18 protein-coding genes are annotated in these 18,160 nt (G+C 58.4%); 2 read left to right on the forward strand and 16 right to left on the reverse strand.

All coding sequences use genetic code 11. The features are described from left to right. Positions 1 to 6: 6 nt before the first annotated feature. Together ccmB and ccmA are read right to left on the reverse strand one after the other, a co-directional pair. Entirely contained in the window at positions 7 to 678 is a 672-nt protein-coding gene (ccmB, locus tag AAC076_RS11880; RefSeq protein WP_339845886.1) for a heme exporter protein CcmB, read from the reverse strand. Next, the gene (gene ccmA, locus AAC076_RS11885) at positions 678 to 1,313 is read right to left on the reverse strand and encodes a cytochrome c biogenesis heme-transporting ATPase CcmA (protein WP_339845888.1); all 636 of its coding nucleotides are present in this window, start codon (positions 1,311 to 1,313) and stop codon (positions 678 to 680) included. The genes ccmB and ccmA overlap by 1 nt, the downstream gene beginning before the upstream one ends. A 199-nt stretch (positions 1,314 to 1,512) precedes the next feature. Between ccmA and AAC076_RS11890 the strand changes: the two genes are divergently transcribed. After that, positions 1,513 to 3,285 carry a flagellar hook-length control protein FliK gene (locus AAC076_RS11890; protein ID WP_339845889.1) on the forward strand — a complete coding sequence of 591 codons (1,773 nt, stop codon included), beginning with the start codon at positions 1,513 to 1,515 and terminating at the stop codon, positions 3,283 to 3,285. Beyond that, positions 3,282 to 3,578, forward strand: coding sequence for an EscU/YscU/HrcU family type III secretion system export apparatus switch protein (locus AAC076_RS11895; RefSeq protein WP_339845892.1), 297 nt, complete (start codon positions 3,282 to 3,284; stop codon positions 3,576 to 3,578). Before AAC076_RS11890 ends, AAC076_RS11895 begins: the two co-directional genes overlap by 4 nt. A gap of 6 nt (positions 3,579 to 3,584) precedes the next feature. On the opposite strand, the gene AAC076_RS11900 is transcribed toward AAC076_RS11895, so the two are convergent. From AAC076_RS11900 to flhA, 14 genes are all read right to left on the reverse strand, one after another. Continuing rightward, positions 3,585 to 3,992, reverse strand: coding sequence for a DUF2802 domain-containing protein (locus AAC076_RS11900; RefSeq protein ID WP_339845894.1), 408 nt, complete (start codon positions 3,990 to 3,992; stop codon positions 3,585 to 3,587). 5 nt (positions 3,993 to 3,997) lie between these two features. Continuing rightward, positions 3,998 to 4,477, reverse strand: a complete 480-nt coding sequence (locus AAC076_RS11905; RefSeq protein WP_150278617.1) for a chemotaxis protein CheW — start codon at positions 4,475 to 4,477, stop codon at positions 3,998 to 4,000. A gap of 94 nt (positions 4,478 to 4,571) precedes the next feature. Next, positions 4,572 to 5,408 carry a chemotaxis protein CheW gene (locus tag AAC076_RS11910; RefSeq protein ID WP_339845896.1) on the reverse strand — a complete coding sequence of 279 codons (837 nt, stop codon included), beginning with the start codon at positions 5,406 to 5,408 and terminating at the stop codon, positions 4,572 to 4,574. 98 nt (positions 5,409 to 5,506) lie between these two features. Further along, entirely contained in the window at positions 5,507 to 6,301 is a 795-nt protein-coding gene (locus AAC076_RS11915; RefSeq protein WP_339845898.1) for a ParA family protein, read from the reverse strand. 54 nt (positions 6,302 to 6,355) lie between these two features. Continuing rightward, on the reverse strand, positions 6,356 to 7,207 hold the full coding sequence (gene motD, locus AAC076_RS11920) for a flagellar motor protein MotD (RefSeq protein ID WP_339845899.1): 852 nt from the start codon (positions 7,205 to 7,207) through the stop codon (positions 6,356 to 6,358). A gap of 15 nt (positions 7,208 to 7,222) precedes the next feature. Further along, positions 7,223 to 7,963 (reverse strand): flagellar motor protein, encoded by a 741-nt coding sequence (locus AAC076_RS11925; protein WP_339845900.1) that lies wholly within the window; start codon positions 7,961 to 7,963, stop codon positions 7,223 to 7,225. Beyond that, complete coding sequence (locus tag AAC076_RS11930; RefSeq protein WP_339845901.1) at positions 7,963 to 9,090, reverse strand: chemotaxis response regulator protein-glutamate methylesterase; 1,128 nt, start codon at positions 9,088 to 9,090, stop codon at positions 7,963 to 7,965. The genes AAC076_RS11925 and AAC076_RS11930 overlap by 1 nt, the downstream gene beginning before the upstream one ends. Before the next feature lie 83 nt (positions 9,091 to 9,173). Then, positions 9,174 to 11,471: a chemotaxis protein CheA gene (locus AAC076_RS11935; RefSeq protein WP_339845902.1), complete on the reverse strand. Its 2,298-nt coding sequence runs from the start codon at positions 11,469 to 11,471 to the stop codon at positions 9,174 to 9,176. Between the two features lie 27 nt (positions 11,472 to 11,498). Beyond that, on the reverse strand, positions 11,499 to 12,293 hold the full coding sequence (locus AAC076_RS11940; RefSeq protein WP_339845903.1) for a protein phosphatase CheZ: 795 nt from the start codon (positions 12,291 to 12,293) through the stop codon (positions 11,499 to 11,501). A 17-nt stretch (positions 12,294 to 12,310) separates the two neighbouring features. After that, positions 12,311 to 12,688: a chemotaxis response regulator CheY gene (locus AAC076_RS11945; protein WP_201765121.1), complete on the reverse strand. Its 378-nt coding sequence runs from the start codon at positions 12,686 to 12,688 to the stop codon at positions 12,311 to 12,313. A gap of 216 nt (positions 12,689 to 12,904) precedes the next feature. Further along, complete coding sequence (locus AAC076_RS11950; RefSeq protein ID WP_339845906.1) at positions 12,905 to 13,642, reverse strand: RNA polymerase sigma factor FliA; 738 nt, start codon at positions 13,640 to 13,642, stop codon at positions 12,905 to 12,907. After that, complete coding sequence (gene fleN / locus AAC076_RS11955; RefSeq protein ID WP_339845907.1) at positions 13,639 to 14,466, reverse strand: flagellar synthesis regulator FleN; 828 nt, start codon at positions 14,464 to 14,466, stop codon at positions 13,639 to 13,641. Before fleN ends, AAC076_RS11950 begins: the two co-directional genes overlap by 4 nt. A 29-nt stretch (positions 14,467 to 14,495) precedes the next feature. Next, positions 14,496 to 15,863: a flagellar biosynthesis protein FlhF gene (gene flhF, locus AAC076_RS11960; RefSeq protein ID WP_339845909.1), complete on the reverse strand. Its 1,368-nt coding sequence runs from the start codon at positions 15,861 to 15,863 to the stop codon at positions 14,496 to 14,498. A gap of 56 nt (positions 15,864 to 15,919) precedes the next feature. Next, on the reverse strand, positions 15,920 to 18,046 hold the full coding sequence (flhA, locus tag AAC076_RS11965) for a flagellar biosynthesis protein FlhA (RefSeq protein ID WP_339845911.1): 2,127 nt from the start codon (positions 18,044 to 18,046) through the stop codon (positions 15,920 to 15,922). Between the last annotated feature and the right edge of the window lie 114 nt (positions 18,047 to 18,160).

The raw sequence follows: 18,160 nt of genomic DNA on the forward strand, positions 1-18,160 counted from the left end.
TGCTAGTCATTCGCTAACCCCTATGCGCAGGCCCGCCGCTATCGCCACTGGAGCGAGGCTCATGGACAGTACTGCCAGGCACCCGAGCCACAACGCATAGCCGGTAGTGGGCAAGCCCTGCACTGCCGCCTCCACTGCGCCAGTTCCCAGAATCAGAACCGGAATGTACAGGGGAAGGATCAACAGGGCCAGCAACACACCGCCACTTTTCAGTCCTACAGTCAGCGCCGCCCCTACGGCGCCAAGCAAACTCAGTACGGGTGTGCCGAGCAGCAGGCTTAACGCCAGAATCGGCAGCACCTTGGCAGGCAGCGACAACATGAGGCCGAAGAGTGGCGAGAGCAAAACCAACGCCAGACCGCAGACCATCCAGTGATGCAGCACCTTGACCAGCACCATCAGCGCCAGGGGATGTGGCGAGAGCACCCATTGCTCAAGCGAGCCATCCTCATAATCGCTACGAAACAATCCGTCGAGGGACAACAGGGTAGCCAGTAACGCAGCGACCCAGATAACACCCGGAGCCATGGTGCGCAGCATTCCCGGCTCCGGACCCACCGCAAGCGGAAACAGACTGATCACGATGGCAAAAAATACCAGAGGATTGAGCAATTGGCCGGGGCGCCGCCAGGCCAGACGCCACTCCCGGGTAAAGAGTAACCAGACAATCTGCAGCATCAGGCGACCTGCCCCAGATCCAGGGAGCGCAAACCAGCAAGATGCTCCAGGCTGTGGTGGGTGGTCAGCACGACGATTCCGCCCTTGGCAGCATGGGCCAGCACATGGGCCTCAAGCGTGGCAACACCGCTGCGGTCGATGGCGGTGAAGGGCTCATCGAGTATCCAGACCGGGTGCGCTTCGAGATACAGTCTGGCCAGTGCCACCCTGCGTTGCTGGCCTGCGGACAGGTGGTCACAGGGCACGTCCTCGAAACCGCGCAGACCGACCATCTGCAAGGCCTGCCAGATCAGCTCGCGGGATACCGGCTGACTCAGTGCACAGAGCCAGCTGAGATTCTCCTCCGCGGTCAGCGCGCCTTTGACCGCTGGTGCGTGGCCTATGTACAACCGGCTCTGACGCCAGGCATCACGACCAACACCGCTGAACACGGAGGCATCGCCGTAATGCACATCCCCGGCGGCGGCGGGGAGCAATCCAGCCAATATACGCAGTAAACTGGTCTTGCCCGACCCGTTGGGTCCGGCCACCTGCAGCACATCACCCGGCTCAAGACGCAGCGTCACGTCATCGAACAGCTCGCGCTGATCACGCTCGCAGGCCAACTGTCGGATGTCGATAGGCTGTGATTTCACCGGTTCTCCACACTGGTTGGCGGATATCGCCGCACAGGATTCATGTTTGTCTGCCCAAGGCCGCTATACTGCATTGAGGTCGCCAAGATGGGTGCAAAACCCGACCTGCAAGGCGCCAGGGCGCAGCTTTCATAAAGCTTGGCCATTATACATACCGCCCCCCGAACGGGGCCCGTGATTTACATCAATATGTGACCCCATGGCATCTGATTTCCGACTACCACCAGCACTCGCTACACCGCCTAGCACGGGGCCTGTAGCGAAGCCTCAAGATACCGCAGCAGTCGCGCTGAAGCTGCTGCGTCCGATTGACGCACTGTTGCTGCCGCCAGGCCAGACCAGCCGCGCGGAGGTAGTCAGCAGCAGTAGCAATGGTGGCCAGTTCAATCTGATTCTGCGCATGTCACAGCAAAACACTAATCAAAGTGGGCCCCGTGCCGAGATAGCCGCCACAAGCCCACGTGCCATTGCCAGCGGGACTCAGGTTCTGATTCAGGCGATCAGTCAGACCCAGCTGATGGCGATCATGCAGCCTGCCGACAAAGCCCCCGCGGGTCCTGCTGCGACCCTGACGCGACTCGATCCGGCCCAGTTCCCGCCGGGCACTACGGTACAGGCCCGGGTGATCAGCCAGCAACCGATTGATCAGACCCGTTTCGCGGTATTGGCCAAGGTGCTTCAAGGGGCCAACAGTGGCATGAATCTGAGTCTGACGACCAACAAGCCGTTGGAGCCAGGAAGCTTGCTGACAGCACGCGTGGGTAGCCAGGGTGAGCTACGGGTGCCCGATCCGGGCCGGCAGGTATTACAACAGGCGCTCTCCCAGGGTTTACGAGAGACATTGCAACGTCAGGGCTCAGCCGAGCCACTGCTCAATCGCTTGCAGCAGCTCGCCACCGCAGTAACGGCGTCTACCGCAGGGCAGTCGACACCAACCAATGCGGCACAGGGCGCGCAGAGTTCTTCACTGGCAACAGCCAGCACCACACCCGGCACCCCGCTGCAGACGAGCGCAAGTGTCGAGAAACTGGCGGCTCAGGTACAGAGCGCCGTGCGCCAGGTATTGCAGCAGGTAGCGACCCCGGCCCAGCTTATGACACCCAGCGGCGTCGAGCAGGCCGTGCAACGTAGCGGACTCTTCCTGGAACCCAACCTGACCCAGCTGGCCGATCTGCTCAAGGGTGGACAAGCGCCCGCCGGGGGACGCGAGGCAGCCCCGGCGGGCACTGCACCACTTCCCCAACCAGCCCTGGCCAAGTTGCTTTCGGCCCTAGCGGCACTGCCAGTGACGCCAGGAGCCCCTACCCTGCCTGGTGCTGACCTCAAAGCAGCGCTGATTAATCTGCTGGTCAATGTGCAGCAGCAACTGCCACCTGCTGCATTGACTGCCTTGGCCTTGCCACCCGGTCCCTGGGCTCAGGGCATGGGCCCACAACGTGGCGGCTTCCCTCTCCCGCCTCGGGCCATGCAGGCGCTGGCTGACACCCCGGATCTGGGGTCGCTGCTGCGTCTTACCGCTGCCCTGTTATCGCGAATCCAGCATCATCAACTGCAGAGTCTGGGGCAATCACAAACCTTTACCGATGGCAGCACCCAGACTACCTGGCAACTGGAAATCCCCCTGCGTGATGGCCAGCAATTCAACCACGTGCAGGTACGGATACAGCGGGACGATGAGGCACCAAGCAAGAAAGCAGGAGAACAGACTCCATTCTGGGAAGTACGCCTGGCCTTCACACTGGACCACCTAGGGGCACTACAAGCCATAGCCAAGCTGTACAAGGGGCGAGTGAACACCCAGTTCTGGGCCGAACAACCCCATACCCTATCCTTGCTCAATAGTGAGCTGGCCTTGCTGCGCGACCGCTTACTGGCAAAGGGCCTGGAAGTGGGCGAGATCAGTTGCCATCAGGGCACGCCGCCTCAGCCCAATCAGGCGCTGCAGCAACGCTGGATCGATGAGGTGACATGATGGGCAAGAACCGCGAAGCTATTGCATTGGTTTACGACGGCGATCAGGCGCCTACCCTGACAGCCAAGGGTGAGGGCGATCTGGCAGAGCAGATCATTCAACTGGCCATGGAATATGAAGTTCCGATCTATGAGAACGCGGAACTGGCAAAGGTGTTGGCACGCCTGGAGTTGGGCGATCAGATACCCGAGGCGCTATATCGCACCATTGCTGAAATCATTGCCTTTGCCTGGTATCTCAAGGGCAAAAGTCCGGAGGGGTTTGTGCCGCCTGAGCAGTTTGACCCGGAGTAGACAGAATCAGGGCTTGCGAGCAGCGTGCAGCTTGGCCACCAGCTCCGCTTCGGCCTTGGACAGACCGCAGGACTGGGTAAGGTCTTCGACGCTTGCCCCAAGACTGACCAGCCTGGCGGCCTGGTTGTAGGGAAGCGACTGCGGATCATGCTGTTCAATGCGCTGCTGCTTGTCTTCCATGCGCTTGAACTGCTCGCGCAGCGCAAGCAGATCCTCGCCCATGCGAATACTGCCCTGCTGGAAGGTATTCACTTCATTCTTGAGCTGTTGCAAACGCTGAAGTTGACGTTCTTCGAGCGCCTGGACCTGGCGCGCAACTCGCCGATTGGCAAGATACAGCGCCAGCAATACAGCGACCAGGACACCGAGACCCAGTCCCACGAACAGCATCAACAGGGCACCAGCATCGATCATGCTGTTCAGAACCCCTGCAACTCTGCCCACTCGTCTTCGGTCATCATCTTCTCGAGGTCGACCAGGATGAGCAATTCATTATTCTTGTTGCATACGCCCTGGATAAACTTGGCGGACTCGTCAGTACCCACATTCGGCGCTGTCTCGATCTCCGACTGGCGCAGGTAGACTACCTCGGCGACGCTATCGACCAGGATACCCACCACCTGCTTGTCAGCTTCAATGATCACGATCCGCGTGTTGTCGGTGATAGGCGCCGGTGTCAGACCGAAGCGCTGGCGGGTATCGATAACCGTAACCACGTTACCGCGCAGGTTGATGATGCCCAGTACGTAGGAGGGCGCGCCGGGAACCGGTGCGATTTCAGTGTGGCGCAACACTTCCTGCACCTGCATCACGTTAATGCCGTAGCTCTCGTTATCCAGACGGAAGGTAACCCATTGCAGGATCGGATCTTCAGCGCCCTGTGCGGTATTGTTTTGCATTGTCTCGGTTCCCGATCTTCATATAAGCCAATCCCGCTGAGTGGCAGCGGAACGCCGGTTTGCTACGTTAAGTCCATCATACTCCATGGCAGCGCTATACCAACGCCCTACCGGATTTGCCCTTGCGCTTCTCATGTTCGCCCTGCCCGGTGGCAATCATTTCTGCCAACGCAGCCACATCAACCAATGCACACATCTGATCGATCACCGTGCCAGCCAACCAGGGTCGCTTACCCTGCTGCGAGCGCCATTTGACCTGATCGGGCGTCAGCTTGATTGATCGACTTACCCCGTGAACTGCCAGCCCCCAATCATACCCTTGCACTGAAATCACAAACCGCAGCCCCTCCTGCAGGGCATCGGTGTAGCGCTCGGGCATGACCCACTTGGCGGTGTCCAGTACCTTGAGATTGCCTCCCACCGTGGGCAATATGCCCAAAAACCAGTCAGGCTGACCGAACAACGGTGTGATTTCAGCCTCCAGGGCATGAATGGTACCTAGCGAGACCAACGGCACGGCCAGCGTCAGACCAGCCACATCGAACAGCAAAGCCTCGAATTCCTGTTCGCGCCAGAGCGGGCTGGTAGCCTTTGCTGGCTCGGCAACAGGCTCGACTGCAGCGACGGGCGACTGCTCCTCCACCGGTGCCGGAGGCGTTTCCACCCGGGCGGGCCGACGCTGCCCGATCATTCGATCGGCTATGCGTGATCTCTTCTGCACTGCAGGGGCCGCGGGCTCAGGCTCAACCTGCGGCGTCGGCGTATCCAGAGCCTCCGCCGTCGGCTGCGCTAGGGCCTCATCCTGCTGAACCTCAACAGGCGCCTGTTCAGCCAGCAGCAGCTCACTGGAAGCATCCTGCAGCAAGGCATCCAGATAACTCTGGATTGTCTGCTGAGGAATATATTGCTGGACGGGCAAGGGTTTATTCATAGATAGCTTGTCTTGTTGCAACTCTTCGGCGTGCCTGAAACAGCAGCCCTGTGTCTTTGTATCGGCCAGGTCTGGCCAAGCATTAGTCGCGTTTGCACTCAGGCAACCTTGTTACGGCGGGGCAATGACTGCGCGAGCAGATAGCGCAGCAGCGCGCGGTAGGCCAAAACGCCCCGAGCGGTATTATCCAGACGCGACGGCACCAGGCCAGCCAGACTTGCATCACGCAATTTGGTATCTATTGGAATATAAGCCTGCCACAGGTGATCGGCATAATCATGCCTCAGGGCTCGCAGGGTACTCAGCGATGCCTGGGTGCGTCGATCAAACAGGGTGGGCACGATGGTGAAAGGTAATGCCTGTTTACGCGAGCGATTGACCATATCCAGGGTATGCACCATGCGCTCCAGCCCCTTGAGGGCAAGAAACTCGGTTTGTACCGGAATCACCAATTGCTCGCAGGCCGCCAGAGCATTGATCATCGAGACTCCTAACAACGGAGGACTGTCGATCAACACAAACTCGTAGTCATCCCATAGCTGGGTCAACGCACGGGAAAGCACCAGACCATAGCCGCCCTGCATGGCAGACTGCCGCTCCAGTGTTGCCAGAGACGTACTGGAGGGCATCAGTTTGATTTTTTCATGGGATGTATCAAGCAGCAATGCAGCGGCGAGACCCGCTGGCACCTGCCCCTTGTGCTGGAAAAGGTTGAATACACTACTGGTCAGACTGTCAGGATCATGACCGAAGTAACTGGTCATCGAACCATGGGGGTCCAGATCGACCACGAGCACACGCTGCCCCTGGTCAGCCAGCAAACCGGCCAGGGCTACCACGGTGGTCGTCTTACCCACGCCGCCCTTCTGATTGGATACCGCCCAGACTTTCATGCCCTTCCTCCGACAACAGATTGACGCGATACGCGTACCGACAGACTCTCAAACCTATAAAGCAGGAGTCGTGCCAGATGTACTGCCTGCCCCGGCCGCAGCGCCGGACTCAATCCGCGCTTCACGCATAGAATCCACTTCATTTGCCTCATTTCCGGCAAAGGCTTCATGACGTTTATCGGTAAAGCGTGATACCAACAATACCACCCTGCGGTTGGCACGTCGTCCGGCAGCCGTTGTGTTATCAGCTACCGGACGATATTGACCATAGCCAACCGCCGCCAGTCGACCCGCATCGACTCCGCCGTTGTCGAGCATACGCACCACGCTGGCGGCCCTCGCAGCAGAAAGTTCCCAATTGGTCGGATAGGCCCGTGAGCGCATTGGTATATTATCGGTAAAGCCCTCGACATGAATCGGATTCTCGTAGGGCGCCAGGATTTTGGCAATACGTTCGATCAACGGAAACGCGGCATCCAGCGGCAATGCATCCCCGCTGGGAAACAACAAACCGGAGTTCAACTCGATCTCGATCCACAACTCGTTGCCGCGCACCTCAAGGTCACCCGCACTAATCATGTCACCAAAGGCTGAGCGCATGGCGTCGGCAATATTCTCGAGGGCGTCGGCGCCCTCACCCGCGCCATCATTACCTGCTGTACCGGGTTGCTCACTGGTGTCGATACCACGCGGAACGTTGTCCCCGACCTGGATAGGATCGATGGTCCGCTGGGGTTGATTGAACGCGCCGACCAGTGTGTCGGAAAGAACCTTGTATTTACCCTCGTTAACCGAGGAGATCGAATACATGACGACAAAAAAAGCGAACAGCAGGGTTATGAAGTCGGCGTAGGACACCAGCCAGCGCTCATGATTCTCGTGCTCTTCCTGACGTCTGCGACGCATGCTGGACTCCTGCTGTTAATCGAGGAAGCCTTCCAGCTTCATCTCGATGGAGCGCGGATTTTCGCCTTCGGCGATCGACAGGAGGCCTTCGACCAGCATTTCCCGGTAACGGGATTGTTGCAGCACTACTGACTTGAGCTTGTTGGCAACGGGCAGCAGAAACAGGTTGGCCAGCGCGACGCCATAAATGGTCGCAACGAAGGCGACAGCAATACCGGTACCCAGCATTGACGGGTCCGCCAGGTTGCCCATCACATGAATCAGGCCCATGACCGCGCCAATGATACCGATGGTAGGCGAGTAACCGCCCATGCTTTCGTACACCTTCGCAGCCATCAGATCGTGGCTTTCACGGGTAAGCAGATCGACCTCAAGAATACTGCGCAAGGCTTCCGGCTCGCTGCCGTCGACCAGAAGCTGCAGCCCCTTGCGAGCAAAAAGATCACGCTCCATCTCGGCTATCTGCTCGAGCCCGAGCAGGCCCTCCTTGCGTGCGATAGTGCTCCACTCGATCACTTGATTGATGCCTTCACGCAGCTGATTGGCTGGCGGCACGAAAATCCAGCGGGCGATGACCAGGGCGCGCTTGAACACCTTGAGCGGCGTCTGAATAAACGCTGCGCCCAGGGTTCCGCCAAACACGATCAGGGCCGCGGGCCCGTTGATAAGCGCCTCCGCATGCCCGCCCTCCAGGTAGTTACCTCCCAGAATAGCTACAAAGGCGAGAATAACGCCGATGATGCTGAGAATATCCATCAGCTAAGCTCTGCCAGGTGACGGCCAATCTCATCCAGGCTGTAGATCCCATCGGCCAGATTGGCCTTGGCGATAGCCATTGGCATACCGTAGATCACACAGCTGGCCTCATCCTGGGCCCAGACATCACTGCCAGCCTGTTTGAGCATTCGTGCACCCTCCCGGCCATCGGCACCCATGCCAGTCAATACGACAGCGAGTACCTTGTCGCGAAACACCTTGGCCGCCGAACCAAAGGTGACGTCTACGCTGGGCTTGAAATTGAGTCGATCATCGCCGGGCAGAATGCGCACCACTCCGCGGGCATCAACCATCATTTGCTTGCCCCCGGGTGCGAGCAATGCAACGCCAGCTCGCAGGGTGTCGCCATCTTCGGCTTCCTTGACACTGATACGGCAGAGTTTGTCCAGTCGCTCGGCAAAAGCCTTGGTAAAGGCCGCAGGCATATGCTGAATCAACAACAATGGTGAGGGGAAGCTGGCCGGTAGCTGCGTCAATACTTTCTGCAGTGCCACTGGACCGCCTGTCGATGTACCTATGGCAACCAGTTGGAAGTGCTTGCGTCGGGGTGGCGGACTGTTCCGCGCGGGCGCTGGTGCTGGCCGTTGCACTACCGGATCAGCAGGTCGCAAACCGGGACGTGCAGTGCCGGTATTAAGAGTCGGCGCCGGCGGCGTAGGGGCCACAGGTGAAGAAACACCGGAACCTCCAAGACCAAGTGAGCGACGATTGGTGCGGGCCAGCGCATGCACTCGCTCGCAGAGCAGTTGTCGGACCTTGTCAGGATTACGAGAGATATCCTCAAAGTTCTTCGGCAGGTAGTCTGCCGCCCCTGCGTCCAGTGCATCCAGGCTGACCCGGGCGCCTTCGTAGGTCAGCGAAGAGAACATCAGAACGGCGGTGGGGCAACGCTGCATGATTTCACGTACAGCTGTGATGCCATCCATCACCGGCATCTCATAGTCCATGGTGACCACATCGGGACGAAGCGCCAGAGCCTGGTCCACAGCTTCGCGCCCGTTGGAAGCGGTGCCGACTACCTTGATCTGCGGGTCGCCAGCCAGGATTTCCGTCACTCTGCGACGGAAAAATCCGGAGTCGTCCACCACCAGCACCTTGACTACCATAGGCTATCTGCTCTCCTTAAACTTGACGGGCACACCGCCGGGCGGCGGTGTGCAGATATCCATTTTATTTGCCGCTATGCCGATTAGCCGCGGCGCGCGTACCGCTTGAGCAGACTGGGAATATCCAGAATCAGCGCAATACGGCCGTCACCGGTAATGGTCGCTCCGGACATGCCCGCAGTTCCCTGCAGCATACGTCCCAGGGGCTTGATGACAACCTCTTCCTGACCGACCAGCTGATCGACCACGAAGCCGACGCGCTGAGTCCCAACAGAGACAATGACCACACTGGCGGCAGAGCGGTCCGAGGTATCTTCGACACCCGGCATCAGCCAGCGCTTGAGGAAAAACAGGGGCAAGGCCTTGTCACGAACAATAATGACCTCCTGGCCGTCCACCACATTGGTACGCGACAGATCCAGATTATAGATTTCGTTGACGCTGACCAGCGGCAAAGCAAAGGCCTGATCATTCAACATCACCATGAGAGTAGGCATGATAGCCAGGGTCAGCGGCACCTTGATCGCGATTACGGTGCCCTGGCCCTTGGTAGAAGTGATGCCAATGGTCCCGTTGAGCTGGGAGATCTTGGTCTTGACCACATCCATACCCACACCGCGGCCGGACACATCGGAAATTTCAGTCTTGGTGGAAAAGCCCGGTGCAAGAATCAGATCGAAGCATTCGCTCTCGGTCAGACGATCGGCAGCTTCCTTTTCCATCATGCCCTTCTCGACGGCCTTGGCGCGCAAGACCTCGGCGTCCATACCACGGCCGTCGTCGGTAATCGTCAGCAGGATATGATCACCTTCCTGCTCCGCAGCCAGTACGACTTTGCCGGTGCGGGGTTTACCAGCCTGTTCCCGCTCGGCTGGCAGCTCGATACCGTGATCGACCGAGTTACGTACCAGGTGAACCAGGGGATCGGCGAGCGCCTCTACCAGGTTCTTGTCCAGATCGGTCTCTTCACCGACCATGTCCAGATTAATTTCCTTTTTCAGGCTGCGTGCCAGATCCCGTACCACGCGTGGAAAACGACCAAAGACCTTCTTGATCGGCTGCATCCGCGTCTTCATCACCGAGGACTGCAGATCCGCGGTGACAACATCAAGGTTGCCGACGGCCTTGTTCAGCTCCTCATCACCTACGCTTACGCCGATCCGCACGAGGCGATTACGCACCAGTACCAGCTCGCCGACCATGTTCATGATTTCGTCGAGACGGGCTGTATCAACCCGCACCGTGGTTTCGACCGCGGGAGCGTCAGAGGCGACTGCCCCTGTCTTGTCCTTGGGCACAGCAGGAATGGACGGTGGTGTCGGTGGAGCTGCAGCATCGTTAGACTTGGATGGAGCCGGGCTGGCCGCCTTGGCTGCAGACTTGGCTACCGGTTTGGCTGCTGGCTTGCTGGCAGCGGCAGGCTGGACCGGGGCTTCGACTGGAGCTGCATCAGTGGCTGCCGGTGGTTTGCCGTCACCATGCAGCTGGTCGAGCAGCGCTTCAAATTCGTCGTCAGTTATATGATCAGAGGTTTGCGCTTCAGGCTCCGGTGCCGAGGTCGCCGCCGGGCTGGAGGACGCAGCTAGACCGGGAGCTGATCCTTTGCCGTGAAGCTCATCCAACAGGGCTTCGAATTCGTCGTCATTGATCTCATCACCAGCGGCAGCGGAGGTTGCCGCTGGTCCCGGCGACGGGGCCGCCGAAGCAACGGCACTGGCCGCTGCCGTTGAAGCATCCTTGCCGTGCAGTTGATCAAGCAGCGCCTCGAATTCATCGTCAGTAATTTCATCGCCCGAGCCGGTAGCTGTCGGGGCGGATGCGGCGGATGGACTGGCCCTGTCCGCCGAACCATGCAATGAATCAAGCAATTGCTCAAACTCATCGTCTGTTATGTCGCCTTCGGCCACATTTGCTTCGGATGCCTGGGCCATGGGCAGCTGAGGGGCGGCAGCTTCAGGTTCTTCGTGGGTTGCAGGCGCTGGCTCATCGGCAGCTGGCGTTGCCAAACGTGCGAGGGCTTCAAGCAATGCAGGATCTGCAGGTGTTGGCGTAGTGCGTTCACGCACTTCATCAAACATGGTGTTGACGCTGTCCAGAGCCTGGAGCACGACATCCATCAACTCGGAATCGACCTTGCGCTCACCCTTGCGCAGAATATCGAAGACGTTCTCTGCGATGTGGCAGCAACCTACCAGTGCATCGAGCTGCAGAAAGCCGGCGCCACCCTTGACGGTGTGAAAGCCGCGGAAGATCGCATTGAGCAGATTGGTATCGTCAGGACGGTTCTCCAGTTCGATAAGCTGCTCGGACAACAATTCCAGAATCTCTCCAGCCTCAACCAGAAAGTCCTGGAGGATCTCTTCATCCGCGTCAAAGCTCATGCATCCACTCCCGGGTCGCGCTTGTTATTAGAAGCCCAGGCTGGACAGAAGATCATCGACTTCATCCTGCCCTGAGACAACATCTTCTCTTTTATCGGCATGAATCTGCGGACCTTCACCCTTGGGTGACACTTTTTTTGCTTCGGGGGTAACTTTCTGGTGTTCTATGCCTGCCATGCGGTCAACCTGGCCGGCCATGCGAACCAAATTCAGCAGGCTTTCTTCGACGTCGTGAACCAGCGTGATCACACGCTTGATGACCTGACCGGTGAGATCCTGGTAGTCCTGGGCCATGACAATCTCGTTCAATTGCCCACTGACTTCGGCAGCCGACGTTTCAGTCTTCTCCAGGAAATCACCCATACGCTTGTACAGGTCGCGAAACTCTCCAGCAGCCATTTCCCTGCGTTGCAGGCGCTCCCAGTCTGCTCGAAGTGCGGCAGCTTCCTGACCCAGATTGGCCACGATGGGCGCACTGGCGTCGACCAGATCCATGGTGCGATTGGCAGCCTTGTCCGTCAGCGTGACAACGTAGTCCAAGCGGTCAGAAGCGTCAGAAATACGGGTCGCTTCAACATCATCACCCAGTGCCTGGGTGGTATCGAGCTGGAAGTTGACAATGGCATTGTGCAAGGCGCGGGTCAGTTGTCCCACCTCGTGATAGAGGCCGCGATCCCGTGCCTGGTTGATCGCGTGAATGACCAGAATGGCTTCGCCGAACTGACCTTTCTCCAAGAGATCGACCAGTTGCCGCGCATTATCCTTCAGGGAATGTTCAAATTCCTGAGCGGTTGCCTGGCCGGTGTCCTTACTTAACGCCATAACCTGTACCCCGGTTGTTATTTAGCCTGGACCCGCTCGAAGATCTTTTCGATCTTTTCCTTGAGTGCCTGAGCAGTAAAGGGCTTGACCACGTAACCATTCACACCGGCCTGGGCGGCTTCGATGATCTGGTCGCGTTTGGCCTCGGCAGTCACCATCAGCACAGGCAGATGCTTCAGGCGTTCATCTGCCCGCACTGCGCGCAGCAGGTCGATGCCGCTCATCCCGGGCATGTTCCAGTCGGTAACCAGAAAGTCGAAACTGCCACTCTGCAGCATCGGTAGCGCGGAGGTACCGTCATCAGCTTCCGCTGTGTTGGTAAACCCCAGGTCACGCAGCAGATTCTTGATGATGCGCCTCATCGTTGAAAAATCATCAACGATGAGAATTTTCATGTTCTTGTCCAAGTCGACCTCCGTACACACCAGGAAGAGTGCGTTGTTACACTCCGTTAAGCTACTGGCCAAACAAGCCTTTCACGTTTTATTGACGCCAGTGTAACCGGAGTGGCTCCATTGCGCTGCCTCCGCTGACATTTGTTCGTCTTTATACCTGTTACTGCCAGACGATTACTTCAATCTGTGGGCATTGTCCGGATGTTGACCACAAAATCAATCATTTCGCCACCCGCCCAGTCTGGCACGCAGACGAGCCGCGCACTGACTATGCAATTGACTGACACGTGACTCGCTAACGCCAAGCACCGCGCCTATTTCCTTGAGATTCAGCTCTTCATCGTAATACAGAGAAAGAAGCAGACGCTCGCGCTCTGGCAAGGTATCAATCGCTTCTACCAGCGCCTCACGGAAACGCTGATCTTCCAGGCCACCGAAAGGCTCTTCGTCGCTTTGGGCGTCAGCCCGAGTGCCGGATTCCAGAAGATCATCGAAACTGAATAATTTGCTGCCCGCGGTGTCATTGAGGATTGAATAGTACTCCTCCAGACTCATTTCCAGCTCAGCCGCTATCTCCTGATCCTTGGCGTCGCGGCCCAGTCTTGATTCAACAGCGCGCACTGCGTCACTGACCATTCGGGTGTTGCGATGAACTGAACGCGGAGCCCAATCACCCTTGCGCACCTCATCAAGCATGGCGCCGCGAATACGTATGCCGGCGTAGGTCTCGAAACTGGCTCCCTTGGAGTTGTCGAACTTGCGAGAAGCCTCCAACAAACCAATCATTCCGGCCTGTATCAGATCATCAACCTGGACGCTGGCAGGCAGTCGCCCCAGCAGGTGGTAGGCAATACGCTTGACCAGGGGAGCGAACTGGTCAACCAGTCGATCCTGTGAGTCAGCGGAACCCTGTGCGCGTGTATACATGCTCACCCCACCTGCTGTTAACGTCATAGGCCTGTTCCGGTCTGCCGCACCAGGCGCTCGACAAAAAATTCGAGGTGGCCACGCGGATTGGCCGGTAGCGGCCAGGCGTCCACCTTCTGTGCTATCCCGCGAATGGCCAGCGATGCCTTGCTGCGCGGAAACGCATCATAGATCGCTCGCTGTTTCTGCACCGCCTTGCGTACGTTTTCATCGTAGGGTACCGCGCCGACATACTGCAGAGCTACGTCGAGGAAACGATCTGTGACCTTGGTCAACTTGCTGAACACCAGACGACCTTCCTGGGGGGTATGAACCATATTAGCCAATACCCGGAAACGCGTCATGCCGTGGTCACGATTGAGCAGTTTGATCAGCGCATAGGCGTCGGTAATCGAGGTGGGCTCATCGCAGACAACTACCAGGACCTCTTGGGAGGCCCGAACAAAACTCACTACCGAGTCGCCAATACCGGCTGCAGTGTCAACAATCAGGACATCGATGTTGTCACCGATCTCACTGAATGCCTGAATCAGGCCCGCATGCTGTTGGGGATTGAGATTGACCATACCGGCAGCGCCGGAAGCGGCAGGAACTACACGGATACCGCCGGGGCCGTCGAGCAGCACATCGCGCAGCTCACAGGTGCCCTCGAGGACGTCAGCCAGAGTCGCCTTGGGTTTGAGGCCGAGCAGAACGTCAACATTGGCCAGGCCAAGGTCAGCATCCAGAAGGACAACCCGACGCCCCAAATCGGCAAGCGCGAGACCGAGATTGACTGACACGTTGGTCTTGCCAATGCCGCCCTTACCGCCGGTGACCGCAATAACCTGAACCGGATGTTTGCTGCCCATCTGCGTTAATTACCTTCTTATAAGTACGGTTAGCTTGCCCGCTGGGTGTGTAGTATACCGGCAAACACATCTGCCATGGCCTGATCTGCCGGCGCCTCGTTACCCGCCAGACTGACCGCGCGGCTGACCAGCTGATGGCCCACCGCCTTGACTATATCATCCGGAATACGCTGGCCATCTGCCAGATAGGCTACCGGTAAACCCTGCTGCATGGCCAGACCCAATGCTTCACCGAGAGTGGCTGCCTCGTCAACCTTGGTCAATACACAACCGCTGAGACCACAGACCTTGTATGTATGATAGGCGGCCTTGAGCACCTGGTACTGACTTGTCGCTGCCAACACCAGCAGTTTGCTGACACGATGACCCAACGCAGCCAGCTGATTGAGTTGACCGTGCAGGTGCGGATCCTGGGCTTGCAATCCAGCACTGTCGACCAGCACCAGACGCTTGCCGGAAAACTCCTGCAGTACATCGGCCAGGCTGTTCTGTTCATCAACCACGCGTACCGGAACGTTGAGAATACGCCCCAGGGTACGTAATTGCTCGTGGGCGCCAATACGGTAGGTATCCATGGTGACCAAGGCCACATGCTGGCTGCCATGCTTGAGCACGTAGCGCGCGGCGAGCTTGCCCAGGGTGGTTGTCTTGCCGGCCCCCGTGGGCCCAACCAGTGCAATGATGCCGCCCTGGTCAATCAGTTCTTCACGCATGACCGGGATACTGTGCGCCAGATGCGCCAGCAACATCCGCCAGGCCTGGCGGGTATTGGTTTCATTGGCGACCAGCTGCAGCAGCTTCTGGCTCAGCTCCGCCGGCAGGCCAAGCTGAGTCAGACGGCGCCAGAGACTCGCCTGTTGCGGGCGCTGCTGGTTAACCTGGCCCCAGGCCATGCTGCCTAGCTGGGCTTCAAGCATTTCACGCAGGCCAGCAATCTCATCGCGCATGGCGCTGAGCCCTGAACTGTTTTCGGGTTCGGAATGACTCTGCTGCTGAGCGGGCGCCGCCTTGGCGCGAGGTGCTTCTGGGGCGGGGTCTGCAAGTTCGTTGTTAAGCCTGTCGAGCAGCTCACGGGCAACCGGTGAACCATCACGGACGGCCTGTCGCATTGTTTCGCCAAACAGCTGGCGATTGACACTGGGCTGCTCGGTCGAGCGATCGCCCGCCTCAAGCTGGGCACGGGCGCTGACGATGCGCTCCTGGGTTTTTTTCAGCTCCTGGCTGAGGCCAGGGGTAGGTGGGGTCAGACGTGGCGCTTCGTAGTCAACCGCAGCGGTCAGCTCTACGCCGCCGATGACCCGGCGATTGCCGATGATCGAGGCGTCGGCACCCAGCTCCTCGCGAACCAGCTTCATGGCCTGGCGCATATCGGCAGCAAAGAACCTTTTTACTTTCATGGCTGACCCACCCTTCTATTCGTTTGTATTAGCCGAGCTTTTCAACTCTGGACTTTTTAACTCTGGCCTACAGTGGCAACAATCGTGACCTGCTTGCTGTCCGGTATTTCCTGGTAGGACAACACATGGGCTCCTGGGGCGGCGTAGCGGACAAACTTGGCCATCATTCCGCGGACCGGTCCTGCCACCAGCAATATCGCCGGCTTGCCCTGCACCTCCTGCCGCTGTACCGCATCGGCCAGAGAGCGCTGGAGCTTCTCGGCCATGCCCGGCTCGAGCATGATGCCGTCATCTCCACCTTGCCCGGCCTTCTGAAGACTCTGTAGCAATATCTGTTCCAACCTTGGCTCAAGAGTGATCACAGGCAGCTCCGAGTCAAGCCCTACAATGCTTTGCACGATGGAGCGCGAAAGCGCGATCCGGACCACACCGATCAGCGCGCCAGGATCTTGACTCTTGCCGGGCTGATTGGCGATGGCCTCGGCGATGGTCCTGATATCGCGAACCGGCACCTGCTCCTGCAGCAGACCCTGCAGAACCTTTAGTAGTCCTGACAGGGAAATGATGCCCGGAACCAGCTCCTCTGCCAGCTTGGGTGAAGCCTTGGCCAGCACCTGTAGTAGCTGCTGAACTTCCTCGTGGCCAAGCAACTCATGGGCATGCTTGTGCAGAATCTGGTTGAGATGGGTTGCAACAACGGTGCTGGCATCGACCACGGTATAACCCAACGACTGGGCCTGATCCTTCTGCATGGGCTCAATCCAGACAGCATCCAGGCCAAATGCCGGATCCTTGCCAGCCAACCCCTTGATCTCGCCAAAAACCTGACCCGGGTTAATTGCCAGCTCCCGGTCGGGATACACCTCGGCCTCGGCCACGCCAACGCCCATCAGGGTGACGCGATAAGAATTCGGAGACAGATCCAGGTTGTCGCGAATATGCACGGAGGGCATCAAAAACCCCATGTCCTGGGACAGCTTCTTGCGTACGCCCTTGATTCGCGCCAGCAGCTGCCCGCCCTGATTGCGATCGACCAGGGGAATCAGCCGGTAACCGACCTCCAGGCCGACCATATCGACGGGGGTGACATCGTCCCAGCCAAGCTCACGGGTTTCCGGGCGCGCAAGGGCAGGCACCTCGGACTCCTGACGCTGAACTTCTTCAGCCTCAACCAGTTTCAGGCGCTGTCTGTTGGCGATGTAGTAAGCCGCACCAGCGGCCAGCGCGCCCAGGCTCAGGAAAGAGAAATGCGGCATACCGGGAATCAAACCCATGACGATCATGATCGCCGCGGCAATGGCCAACGCCTTCGGCGAAGCAAACATCTGACGGTTGACCTGCGACCCCATATCCTCGGACGTGGATACGCGGGTCACCATGATCGCAGCGGCGGTCGACAACAGTAATGAAGGAATCTGCGCCACCAGACCGTCACCAATGGTAAGCAGCACATAAATACGGCCGGCTTCTGCGAAGCTCAAGTCGTGCTGAGCTATACCGATTGCCAGGCCACCAATGACGTTGATAAACAGAATCAACAGACCGGCTATCGCGTCACCGCGGACAAACTTGCTGGCACCGTCCATGGACCCGTAAAAGTCGGCTTCCTGGGCAACTTCCTCACGACGAAGCTTGGCCTGCTCCTGATCGATAATGCCGGCATTCAGATCCGCATCGATAGCCATCTGCTTGCCCGGCATGGCATCCAGGGTGAATCGCGCGCTCACCTCGGAAATCCGTCCGGCACCCTTGGTTACAACGACAAAGTTGATAATCATCAGGATCGCAAAGACCACCAGACCAACTACGTAGTTGCCTCCGATCACAACCTCGCCAAAGGCCTGAATCACTTTACCAGCCGCATCCCCCCCCTCGTGGCCATAGAGCAACACCACCCGCGTGGAAGCTACGTTCAAGGCCAGGCGCAGTAACGTGGCAACCAGCAGAATGGTCGGGAAGACGGCGAAATCGAGCGGTCGAAGGGCATATGCACCCACCAGCAGGACCACCAGCGCCAGAGCAATATTGAAGGTGAAGAGCACATCCAGCAGAAAGGGCGGCACCGGCAACATCATCATGCCGAGCATCACCAGCAACAGAATGGGCACACCCAGGCTGCCGTGGCGCAGTCCCGCCAGGTTGCTGCGCATGTTCCCCATTACTTCTGTGCGATTGACTGCCATGCGTTCGTCATTCCCGATCAAATATTTGACGCCAAATGCGGCATAGAATGACCCTACGCAAGTTCTGTTCCAGCCTGGGGGTTTTTTGTCACAGAATCACACAGCTTTCACAAC

The sequence above is a fragment of the uncultured Halopseudomonas sp. genome (assembly GCF_963977355.1).
Taxonomy (GTDB): domain Bacteria; phylum Pseudomonadota; class Gammaproteobacteria; order Pseudomonadales; family Pseudomonadaceae; genus Halopseudomonas.